An 11,971-nucleotide genomic window follows, 5' to 3' on the forward strand; every position below is an offset into this window, starting at 1 on the left:
AGAAGGTTGAGCAAATTCACAGATTGCAGAGAACCATTTAAACATCTTAATGGAAAGAGACCGTTGGAAATGACTAAAAAAGATAATCTAAATCTCCCAAATTTTATCTAAAATATCAACCATTTTTGATACGGCGCCCTCCTTGCTTCCATCGCAAAACTGAGTAGAGAAATGGGTGTGTCCCAAAAAACCAGCATATCTGCCCAAGCAATAGCTCCAGAAAGAACTTGTACAGAAGTTACACCAAGCACTGTATAACTACCGCAGTCCCTCAACAAATCCACAACACTCGCGGCATAATACGCATCTCTTTCAAGCGACACAACAACAATATTAGCCATTTTCCTCCCTCCTTTTTCTCTGATGGACAACTGCCGGAATTGCAAACTACCCTATATTCTACAATAATTTCGCTGTTTTAGCAACTACAAGTCTTCCCCAAAGTATTTGGCAACATTCGGCAATATCTGGTAACATATTTCTATGGTTATTCCCCCTAAATATAAATTAACCAATCAAATACAGAAAGTGTTGATTAAAATAGAATCCCTAAAGCTGTTTCTTAACGAAAGCGATATTCCTCCACAAGCAAAAAACCGCGCGACAAAATTAGGTTTGCTAAAAAGCTCTCTTTACTCGGCAAAGATCGAGGGAAATCTTTTAGATATTGAGACCGCTCAGTATTCACGGTCTAAAAAGAAAGAAGATGTTTTTAACATATTAGAAGCTATCAAATATATTGAAAAGAACATTAAGAGAAACACGCCTGTAACAAAAAAGGCTATCCTTGACCTCCATAAAATTGTAATGGGGAGGGAATACACAGATGTTGGAAAACTAAGAACCCAAATGGAAGCCATTTATAACCAATTTGGACAAGTGGTTTATATCGCCCCACACCCCGAAGAAATGGAAAATTTAGTCAAGAAGCTAACAGAGTACGCAAATAAAAATGACGAACACCCTTTATTAAAGGCGTTAATAACCCATTTGATCTTTGAAAAAATACATCCTTTTGCCGATGGAAGCGGCAGGGTCGGCAGACTTTTAATACACACTATTTTGAAAAGCAGGGGCTATAACTTTGGCTTTCTGGTTCCATTTGAGGAACAACTAAATATAAAAAGAGAAGAATACTATCACGCTTTGGATATCGGTCTAAAAAATCCGGAAAGGTATTTACTCTTTATGCTTAATAACTTTTACATCCAACTTAAAAAAACTAAAGAAGATATTTTTGAGGAGGCTAAAAAGGAAAAAAATGTTCTAACCTTAACTTTTAGACAAGAGGAAATTTACAAAATCTTGAAAGAACACAAATTTGCAGATTTCAATTTCATAAAAAGAAGGTTTTTAAAAGTGCCTGATAGAACTTTGAGATACGATATTAAAAAACTTTGCGACAAAAATATGATTATAAAAACAGGTTCAACTAGAGGGGTTATATACAAAATTCTAGATTGATTGTTTGATGGATTTTATGGCAAAGATAACCTCGTCCGCCTGAAGTTTGGTTAAGGTTAATCCCGAAGGCAAATAAAAACCCTTTTCTGAAAGCTCTTTTGATACAGGATACAAAGTTTTATCCCCCTTAAAAAACTTTTCTAAAGCTGGTTGCTCATTAATAGGATAAAAAAACGGGCGGGTGTCCACCTGATATTCCTCTTTGAGCCTTCGCATTAACTCCAAAGCGGAAATTCCAAAACTATCCTCCACAACAATAGCGTACATCCAAAAGCTATGTACATTGTTGTAAGTGGATTTAATAGGCAAAGTCAAACCCGATACATCTTTAAGACCTTCATCATACCATTGGGACATTTCCTGCTTTTGCTTTAACGATTCCCTTGCTTCTTCCAAACTAGCCAAAGCTAAAGCGCTTTGAATGTTTGTCATTCTAAAGTTAAACCCAACCTCCTCATGCCAAAACCTCTTGCCTTTAGAATGAGCCAAATTTTTAAGAGTTTTTGCGCGTTCGTACAGATTTTCATCATTAGTTGTTAATACCCCGCCTTCCCCACAAGTTACTAACTTATTAGCATACAAACTGAAGGACCCGATATCTCCCATTGAACCCGCCCTTTTTCCTTTGTATTCCGCGCCTATAGCCTCCGCCGCATCTTCTAAAACAAATAGATTATATTTTTTAGCAATGGACAATATAGGTTCCATATCGCAACATTGCCCATAAAGATGAACAGGCATAATAGCTTTGGTCTTTGAGGTTATTTTTTCTTCTATTTTTGAAACATCAATACAAAACGAATCCCTTTCCACATCCACAACAACAGGAGTCGCACCCAAATAAACACAAGCCAAAGCGCAGGAAATTATTGTTAAGCTGGGAATAATTACCTCATCCCCCGCATTCACTCCCAAAGATGCAAGGGCCAGTTGGAGCGAAACCGTGCCGTTGGAACAAGTGGTAGCGTAATTTGTGTTGGTGTATTTGGCAAAAGATTTTTCAAATTCATCCACATATTTTCCCGCGGAAGAAATCCAGCCAGAGGACACTGCATCGGTTACATATTTAATAGCGTTTTTTGGAATTTTAGGCGCGTTGACTGGGATCATAGAAAACAATCTCAAAACACAAAACTCAAATCCAAATTTTAAATCTCAAATCTAATAAGCGTTTTCTAGTCATTAGTCTTTAGATTTCAGTTTTGACATTTGAGAGGTGACTTCGCGAAGCGAACTTACTTTGTAACTTTTGAACTTTGAGATTTGAGTTTTGAGATTTATCTATATAATTCTTCGCACTCTCCGCTCCTGGGTAGGGACCTTGTTTCACCGTTACCACCTTGCAATCCTCGCTAACCCTATATCCATGCCCCCCGCTTACAAAAAGCGCGGTGTCTCCCCTATTAAGAATCACCGTTGCAAGAACAGTTTCGCCATTACCATAAAAATCCACTTCAAACACCCCTGCAACCACAAACACCACTTCTTGGACATCTCTAACTATATTGTCCTCCGGCAATAAAGTGTGTGTGTGCGGTTTAGAACCGTATCCTTTAGGTTGTTTAAGAAATCCCAGCTGAAAAGGAAAAGAATCGGGGGTAAAAAAATTAACGCCATCTTTACTAAATTTTGCCCGAACAACTATGCCCAACAGAGTGTTATTGTTATCAGTAATATGTTCCACAAAACTTTCGGTTTCTTTTTTCGGCATACTTAATTTATAATTTAAATGCCATATGAAAGTCAACTGCTTGATTCTAGAAATTAATCCGTACGATTAAACAGATACCAATAATCAAAATTGTTTATTCTAAATACCTTTTCTAGAACAAATTCCTCTTTCGGAAGGTATTGCCAACCTTCTTGAACAGGCAAAAGGATATAATCCATATCTTTTAAATACTCTTCAGACAAACCCGTCAATTTTAACTTTACAGAATATCCTCTAAAATACACGCGCATAGGCCCGCTATCATAACAACCAACTGTGATTTCCTCCGCGTTTGGTTTTTGATTTAGATACTCTCCAACAATATAATATCCCGTAGCGTCTTGATTAAGACTTATTACTTTTGACGCGTTTTTTATGCCACCTAAAAGAGGATTAAAATAAGCAAAAAAATTAGGAGAGACAGAAATAGGCTGCCATAAGTGGTATAAAATTAAAATGCCAATTGGGGTCAGACCCCCCGCCTTCGCCAGCTGGCGAATGGCGGAGGGGCTGACCCCTAAAAAGGAACGAATTCCATAAGACGCAAAAATTGCTAAAAATGGATACATCGGCAAAATGTAACGAAAGATTTTTTTATCCGAGATGGAAATCATAAGGTAATAGCCGAAAATGAAAATTAGAGAATAAAACAATAAAATTCCAATTCGGGATAGACCCTTCTCCTTCGGCAAGCTCAGGATCGGGACTATCCCGCTCAAAATTCTTCTGCAACCCGCTATTAAACCAACTACAACCAAAATTAATAAGGCGGGAGTCGTTCTAAATGCCAACTGTATTAAGTACGCCACATACTTATACTTAAAGGACATAACATCCCAACCCAAAAATACTATCCTTGAGCTTTCTTCGTTCAACGCTGTATCCAAAAACCCATCCGAGATTATCTTTTGGACAGTAGAAACAGGACCAACCCACATTGCGGGGAAGAGAACATAGAAAACAGCTACTGAAATCAAAAAAATCATAAATGAAGAAATAACCGTCTTCTGTAGCTGCGCATTCCTAATGCGCCCTTCCTTTCTAAGCAGGGACGACTCGGCGAAATAGGATATCGCAACTACAACAAAAAATGGAAACAAAACAATAGAGCTTATTTTTGTTAAAAGGGCTAAACCCGTAAATACCCCGACTAAAACTAGGTACTTTTTTGACAAGGACTTTTCCACCTGCAAAGCCCAAAAACTTATAACCGCCGCAAACATAAAAAATGCGGCTAAAGCGTCTACATGAATTGAACGAATATTCCCAATAACAAACGGTTCGGTAATAATAAAAAAAATAGTCCAAAACGCAAAAGTTGAGTTTATGTATTTTCTGATAACAATATAACAATACAACAATATAACCATTATCACTAAAGCAATGAAAAACTTCGCTATGAAAGAATATATAGAATACAAATCCACCTGATACAGAAATAAATCACGAACATATCCAAAATGAATTTTTTGAAAAGCGTAAAATATCTTGTAAGAAATACCGGTAATCCACATTAACGGAACTCCGGGGTGATATTTTGTATAAGTCTGCGCAAAATTGAAATGCCTAAAAGCTTCATAAAACTGAATTCCCCGCTGAACCCAAACCGGATCCGTAGGCTGAACATAAGAATAACCCAATTGAGGTAGGGTAACCAAAACATAAACGACTAACAAAGTAGCCTCCCTTATATGATTTTTAAAAAATTCAAGATTATGATTACCTCTACTCACTTGTATATATTCTTATACAAAAACAAATAATCTAAATTACGATAAGTAAATGTTTTCTCCAATACATAAGACGGCGTTATTTTGCTTTTAAATTCGTCCATTTTTCCAAAAGGAACAAGCAAAAAATCGGCATCATCTGGATATGTTCTTATATCCTCAACCCTAGCGTTTACAAATGGTCCCAAACTTTTGGGCGGATAGGTGACCACAATTTTATCCTCCCCCACCCCAAGAGCGTTTAAATAGTCTCCCGCCATACTAAAGCCCGTGGTTTCTAAATCTATTTTAACAAAATGGCGAGCCACTTTTGCGCCGCCCAAAAGAGGATTAAAATAAAATAAATAATTAGGAACAAAGCTTAAATTGTAAATAATTTGAATCGCAAATACCCCTAAAACCGCAAAGGTCACCCATTTTCTCTTGATATTTTGGAATAAAACAGTCAATCCAATAAAATTAAAAAATGTCGCAGGTACAAAAAATAAAAGCGCGTATTTAAAAATCTTTTTTTCCGCAAAGGATATGGGGATATAATAACAAACTAAAAACAGCAATGACACAAACCCTAATGTCTTTAACCTTTTATCTAGCTTTTTAGAAAATAAGGCGAGAACCCCAAGTATGAAAAAAATCAAAAAAAGCGGGCTTGAACGGAACGCAAAAACCAAAGGATACGATAAAAATTTTTGCGCAAAAATGTTTTTTGCTAAATCTTCTGAAATTATTGGGCTTGCGTAATCGTACAACGGCGCGTCAATCGCCCCTAAAGTTACTATGTCCTTTAGAGTACGCAAAGGATTAACCCACATTGCGGGGAAAAGAAGAAAAAATGTAAGTGCGGAGGTAAGTAAAATTACACACAATATCTTAAGGGTCTGACCCGCCCTGGGCGGGTCAGACCCTAATATTTCAGATTTGACCCCTATAAGACCTAAAACAAAAAACGGAAACAAAAAAACAGCAGTAACTTTTGTAAGAAGGGCAAATCCTAAAAACACACCGCACAAAATCAAGTCCAATCTTTTCCTCTCCACAAGATAAGAATAAAAAAAACAAAGACAGGCAAAAACAAAAGCGAATAAAAGCGCGTCTGGTCCAATAGAACGGACAAGAGCCATAACAAAAGGTTCCGAAAAAAGAAAAATAGGCAGTACAAAAAATGTCCAATTAAGCGGAAAAACTTTGCGGAGCTTGTTAAAAGACAGTAAAATAACTAAAAGAAACACCGTCCCTAAAACAAATCTCGCAAGAAAGGCGAATTGGGGAAATGTATTCACACTAAAAATGTCTCCTTTAAAATTTTTTACACAAACACCTACTATCCACATTAAAGTTACACCTGGATGGTATTTCTGATAGGTGTTGGCAAAATCTCCTTTTAAAAAAGCTTCCAGAAACCTAGCGGAGCGTTCAATCCAGTCGGGTTCATTAATTGCTATAAAAGAAGTTGAAAGAAAGGGCAAAAGAAAGGCATAAAATACAAAAACTAGAGTGATAAACCCCAAAATGTCCTTTTTGCAAACTTTTTGTAGACTAAACATTGTTTATATTATAAAATATTTTCTATGAACAATAAACGGGCTTTAATTACAGGAATTACTGGGCAAGATGGTTCCTATTTGGCGGAATTTTTGCTTGAAAAAGGTTACGAGGTGTTTGGATTTTATCGCAGAACCAGCACTCCCAACATAAGCCGCATAAAACATTTGTTGGATAAGATTTACCTCATTCCTGGCGACCTCACCGACCAAACATCCATAACTTACGCCATAAAAGAATCCCGCCCTTCCGAGATATATAATTTAGGGGCTCAAAGTTTTGTGGAAAGCGCTTTTGAAACTGCCGTATCCACCGCAGAAGTGGACGCTTTAGGACCGGTTAGAATACTGGAGAGCATAAAACTAATAAACCCCGCAATTAAATTTTATCAAGCGTCCACCAGCGAAATGTATGGGAAAGTGCAGGAAATTCCGCAAACGGAAAAAACTCCTTTTTATCCGAGAAGCCCTTATGGCGCGGCTAAACTTTACGCCCACTGGGCAACCATAAATTACAGAGAGGCTTACGGAATGCACGCTTCTTGCGGAATTTTGTTTAACCACGAATCGCCAAGGAGAGGCGAAGAGTTTGTAACCAAAAAAGTTGCTAGGTATACTGCCGCCATAAAATATAGTTTGGTGGACCATATTCCGCTAGGAAACATTGACGCCAAAAGAGATTGGGGATACGCCAAAGATTTTGTGGAGGCAATGTGGTTAATGTTACAACAAGACAAACCGGATGATTTTGTAATAGCAACAGGAAAAACCCATACCGTTAGAGAATTTCTTGAAGAAGCTTTTAAAGTTGCGGGTATTACCGATAGTTACGAAAAATATGTAAAAATTATGCCCGAATTTTTAAGACCTGCGGAAGTGGATATTCTGTTAGGAGACCCTTCTAAAGCTAAAGAAAAACTTGGCTGGAAACCTAAAACAAAGTTTAAGGAATTGGTAAAAATAATGACGGAAGCAGAACTTGAAAATCTAAAAGATGTTAAAGAATTTAATTCTCGCAAACCGCGAATTCACAAAATAGGAATTTCCCCCGACAGACCAATAGAACCCTTAAATCAAACACATCCGCATCCTAAATAGATTCCAGCTTTCGCTGGAATGACAGTTAGTTGTCATTTGTCATTCCGTGCTTGACACGGAATCCATCATTCCTTTCCTAGATTCCAGCTTTCGCTGGAATGACAAAGTGTTTCCGTCATTCTTATCAAGATTACTTCCCTCGTGTGGACTTAATAAGGTCCGCAAGCATACCAATTGCTAAAATTTGAAGACCAGAGAGAAAAACAAAAATAACAGAAGGGGTGATATTCAGAAAAGGCTCGTTAAATAAATCATAAACAAACTTTAGAAATCCCATTCCCATCAAGAAAATTGCGGTAGGGGCAAAGATTCTCAACGGATTAAAATACATTATCGTTCTTAAAATTAAACTTAAAAAATCAAGCGCGTCTTTGGCTTTAACTTTAGATTTTCCTACCCTCTTTTTATATTCAATTGGAAGGTAGCTCACGGAAAGACCGTTTGATAAATAGGAAAGCGTTATTGTGGTGGTAAAAGAGAATTTGTCGGAAATAATATTAAAAAACGGCAACACATCTTTTTTTCTAAAAGCCCTAAGACCCGAATTTATATCCAGAATCTTTTGACCCGCAACAACATTGGCTATTTTGTCCAAAAAAAGTTTCGGAACAGCTCTAATTAAAGAAGTGTTTTTATACCTTCCTCTTCTTGCCGCCACACTCATAGAAAACCCCCGCTCTACCTCACTAACTAGTTGCGGAATTTTTTCAATTGGGTAGGTGCCGTCCGCGTCTGTTATAGCGATAATTTCACCCTTTGCGTACCCAATACCCTCTTTAAGCGAAGCGCCATACCCTTTGTTAAATCCTCTATTTAAAATAATTAAATGAGAAAGGTTTAAACTTTCCAAAACACTTGCGGTTTTGTCGGTAGAACCATCATTAACCACAACAATCTCATAATCCTTGAAGGATTCTTCACACACATCATAAACCTTGTGGACGGTATTTTTTATAGAACTATCTTCATTGTAAACTGGAATAATAATACTAATCATAACTTATAAAACCCTCTCGTTTAGTTTCCTAGATTTGAGATTTGCCTTCGCAAAGCGAACTTACTTTGTAACTTTTGACATTTGAGTTTTGAGATTTGACATATACAAAATGATTGTATCATTTTGTATACACCCACACTATAGTTACTTTTTTTGCCACTTTAACTTCATAAATTAGCCTGTAATTACGCTCTTTTATATACGCCTCCGTTTTATCGCCATCCCCATACCATTTAGCAAACAGGTTCAAAATAATATAGTCAGGTTCCCCTTGCCACAATTTGATATTTTTCACTCCTTCAGTAAAACTTGGAACTGTATGACCTGGAGCAAAATCTACAAATACAGTTTCACCTGGTTTTACCACGGAATTTACTTTTTCTACCGCTTCAAGAGACCCTTCTCCCCACCAACCCATTTCAAATGTTTTATTCTTAACAATACTTTCTAACGAACCAAAAATCCCGTTGTAATAATTTGTGTAGTAGGGATAAAAGCGGAAGGGAATGTAAAAACTAACAACTACTACCCCAATAAGTATAAAATGCCATAACCAATCTCTAGGGGTCGGTACCCGCCCTAGGCGGGTCCGCACCCCATTGAATCTGAAACCCCTTATAACTTTACTTACCCCTACTGCAGACAGAATACAAAAAGCGGGAATAAAAAACTGCACATAGCGAATACCATCTTGTTTTAGAGGAACAAAGGATGCTAAAAAGGAAGTTAGAAAATAAAGAAAAATAAAAATTAACAAAGGAGAAACCTTTGAAAAAGTTTTCTCCTTGAATAAATACTCTTTAATCAAGAAATATCCAAAAGCGCCAAAAAAGAAAAGTTGGTGAATTGGCGCGGTTGCCATAAAATATATAAAGTAATAATAAAAAGGGCTAAAATTCGTTCTTCCTAAAAAATACTCTTTAGTATGGACTTCCATTCCCCTATCTATACTTTCAAAAAAGTTTCGGATAGGATGGGGCCAAAGCCAAGGCCAAATTAGATACAAAAAAAGCAAGGATACAGCGGGCAAGAAAGCTTTCCAAATATGCTTTTTAGTAAATAATTCTTTACCATAAAAAAGCAAAAGCCCCGCCTCAAATAAGAAACATAAAAACACCCCATTAAACCTGCTGGATATTGCCGCCCCCAAAAGCAATGCCGTTAAAACCCACTCCTTGCAACCAAAAATATGGTTCCACCCTACTAGGGGGGGACCCTTTTTATTTTTTATCGCGTAGATAAATGACCAAACAAAGAGCAGGGAAAACAAAAGGAGAGGCATTTCCAAACAAGCTATTCTAGTATAAGCCAAAAAATGCGGGTTGGTCGCCATAAAAAGCGCCGATAAAAACCCCACTCTTTGCCCAAAAAATTGCGAGGTCATTAAAAAAAGCGCGGAAACTGCCAGCCCCCCCATTAAAACACTGAAAAATCGCGAGAATGTTAAAGCAGTGGACGGGGAGTATAATGGGTCTAAATTAACTAAAAAAGGAACCGTTTTGGTAATTTTTCTGGAAATGCCGTAAATGTATTTCCCTAAAGGGGGATGCTCGTCGTTTAAAGACCAATTTCTTTGCGAAAAATCCAAATTCTTAAAATATCCAATGTAAGTCTCGCCGTTAGTGGCTACAGCCAACTCATCCCACAGCATACCGGTTCTGCCCAAACCCACAGAGTCCACTAAAACAAAAAGGACGAAGATTATTCCTGCAAATAACAGATTTTTAGACATTTTAGTCACTTGTCATTCCAACCTTCGTTGTAATGACGATTGGGTTGTCATTCCAGCCCCCGAGCTGGAATCCAGACATCCCTTTCATAGATTCCAGCTTCCGCTGGAATGACAGAAAAATTACAACTCAAATACAATTATTTCACCAAAATCCTTAAAAGACTTTGAATGCTCTTTAAAAAACCCTTCCGGATCTTCCCCTCTCTGAACTCTTTTTATAGTATCTTCATCTCCCTTATGATAAATCACATATCTAATACCCAAATCATACGCTTTTTTAATCCCGCCTGCGCTATCCAATTCATAAGAAAACTCTATCCCATTAAATTTAAGGTACGGATTAACATAAAACAGCGGGTTGGCAAATCCTTTTTTATGATATTTTTGGTAAAATGCCGCTATATCATAACCCCATGGATATTCCACCACAAAAGAAGGTCCAGTATATTTATATTCTCTACCCTTATCCGTTACATAATCTACTTTCACGCTATCCTCTTTCGTCCCAATATAAGCATAAGCGGGAGGGGGGACTGTATCGTCCAAATACTTTAAAGGCATATAAAACTCTGCAAGAGTGATTAAAATAAAAATAAGAATTATCCCCCCAGATTTTAGTTTTGAGATTTGGCTTTGAGTTTTGAGTTTTGACATTTGAGATAAGAATATAGCGTTCACACATAAAACACACAAAAATATAATAACCCCCATTCTTGATAGCGTTCTTAACATAGGGAAAAAAGTATATATGAGATAAGCGGGGGTGTATATCTTAAAACCGGATATCGTAAAGTACGGCGGCATCGCGAACATATATAACAAAAGCCCCCCGGTAGCAAAAATTAGAATTTTATGCAAAAAACATCTTTCTTCTACTCCAGATTTTAAGATTTGAGATTTGGCTTTGAGTTTTGAGCTTTGACATTTGAGATAAAGTAACATTCGCTTAATAGCAAAAAAGATTGCAACAGTGAACAGACATATATTAGCTATTCCTAGATAATCCCCCCCATGCTCGGAAAAGACATAGTTTTTCGCCATAAAATATCCCCAATTATCTTTTATAAACAAGACCATTTTCTTCCCCACCTCCCCTGTAATAGGATTCTCGGAGGGCGGAATAATAAAATGATAAGGCATAATTGAATAAAGCATAAAATCCGCAAGACCTCTTTTAACTACCATAGTGTTTTGATAAACCCAACCTCTCGTCATATCTTGCTCCTGAAAATAGTTAGCTTTTATATAAGAAAATAAAAATGGCGCGGCTATAAGAGTAAATAAAAGTAAATAAACTACATAAAAAGATAAATACTTTTTCCATAAATTGCGAATTCCTGTCATTCCAAACTTGATTTGGAATCCAGATTTCAGTAATAATTCAACAACAGCAAGACTAATCCACAAACAAAAGGTAAACACAACTAGATATACTCCCCAGTAGATTGAGGACAACATTGTTAAAGCAAGAGAAAAAGACGCTAAAAAAATATATTTGAAGGTTTTCTTTTCAAAAGCTATTAAAAATGTCCAAATTACAAGCGGTATAACCCAAGTAATTGCAAGTTCTGTGTGCCTCTGCGAAGAAAAAATGTGGTAAGGAGAAAAAGAAAAAATTAATCCAAAAGCAAAGGAAATATATTTATTTTTTGTTAGATGGTAAAAAAGAAGATATGCAAAAAAAGCCGCTAAAGGAAA

10 protein-coding genes are annotated in these 11,971 nt (G+C 36.8%); 2 read left to right on the forward strand and 8 right to left on the reverse strand.

Annotated elements, in window-relative coordinates:
• Nucleotides 1-107: 107 nt before the first annotated feature.
• Nucleotides 108-341: a hypothetical protein gene (locus KJ678_00775; GenBank protein MBU1016684.1), complete on the reverse strand. Its 234-nt coding sequence runs from the start codon at nucleotides 339-341 to the stop codon at nucleotides 108-110.
• Nucleotides 342-483: 142 nt separating this feature from the next.
• Here KJ678_00775 and KJ678_00780 point away from each other — a divergent pair, with 142 nt between their 5' ends.
• Nucleotides 484-1,464 (forward strand): Fic family protein, encoded by a 981-nt coding sequence (locus KJ678_00780; protein ID MBU1016685.1) that lies wholly within the window; start codon nucleotides 484-486, stop codon nucleotides 1,462-1,464.
• Here the strand turns inward: KJ678_00780 and KJ678_00785 are convergent.
• From KJ678_00785 to KJ678_00800, 4 genes are all read right to left on the reverse strand, one after another.
• Nucleotides 1,456-2,583 (reverse strand): DegT/DnrJ/EryC1/StrS family aminotransferase, encoded by a 1,128-nt coding sequence (locus tag KJ678_00785; GenBank protein ID MBU1016686.1) that lies wholly within the window; start codon nucleotides 2,581-2,583, stop codon nucleotides 1,456-1,458. The two genes, KJ678_00780 and KJ678_00785, sit on opposite strands and share 9 nt — an antisense overlap.
• A gap of 70 nt (nucleotides 2,584-2,653) precedes the next feature.
• Nucleotides 2,654-3,175: a hypothetical protein gene (locus tag KJ678_00790; GenBank protein ID MBU1016687.1), complete on the reverse strand. Its 522-nt coding sequence runs from the start codon at nucleotides 3,173-3,175 to the stop codon at nucleotides 2,654-2,656.
• A gap of 53 nt (nucleotides 3,176-3,228) precedes the next feature.
• The gene (locus KJ678_00795) at nucleotides 3,229-4,908 is read right to left on the reverse strand and encodes a phospholipid carrier-dependent glycosyltransferase (protein ID MBU1016688.1); all 1,680 of its coding nucleotides are present in this window, start codon (nucleotides 4,906-4,908) and stop codon (nucleotides 3,229-3,231) included.
• Entirely contained in the window at nucleotides 4,905-6,449 is a 1,545-nt protein-coding gene (locus tag KJ678_00800) for a glycosyltransferase family 39 protein (protein MBU1016689.1), read from the reverse strand. Before KJ678_00800 ends, KJ678_00795 begins: the two co-directional genes overlap by 4 nt.
• A 24-nt stretch (nucleotides 6,450-6,473) precedes the next feature.
• Here KJ678_00800 and gmd point away from each other — a divergent pair, with 24 nt between their 5' ends.
• Entirely contained in the window at nucleotides 6,474-7,544 is a 1,071-nt protein-coding gene (gene gmd, locus KJ678_00805) for a GDP-mannose 4,6-dehydratase (protein MBU1016690.1), read from the forward strand.
• A 130-nt stretch (nucleotides 7,545-7,674) separates the two neighbouring features.
• Here the strand turns inward: gmd and KJ678_00810 are convergent, their stop codons facing one another.
• The 3 genes from KJ678_00810 to KJ678_00820 form a co-directional block, all read right to left on the reverse strand.
• Nucleotides 7,675-8,541: a glycosyltransferase family 2 protein gene (locus KJ678_00810; protein ID MBU1016691.1), complete on the reverse strand. Its 867-nt coding sequence runs from the start codon at nucleotides 8,539-8,541 to the stop codon at nucleotides 7,675-7,677.
• 118 nt (nucleotides 8,542-8,659) lie between these two features.
• On the reverse strand, nucleotides 8,660-10,282 hold the full coding sequence (locus KJ678_00815; GenBank protein MBU1016692.1) for a glycosyltransferase family 39 protein: 1,623 nt from the start codon (nucleotides 10,280-10,282) through the stop codon (nucleotides 8,660-8,662).
• 111 nt (nucleotides 10,283-10,393) lie between these two features.
• The coding region (locus KJ678_00820) for a hypothetical protein (GenBank protein ID MBU1016693.1) at nucleotides 10,394-11,971 on the reverse strand (1,578 nt) is incomplete at its 5' end.

It is taken from the genome of Patescibacteria group bacterium, assembly GCA_018817085.1.
Lineage (GTDB): Bacteria > Patescibacteriota > WWE3 > CG2-30-40-12 > CG2-30-40-12 > CG2-30-40-12.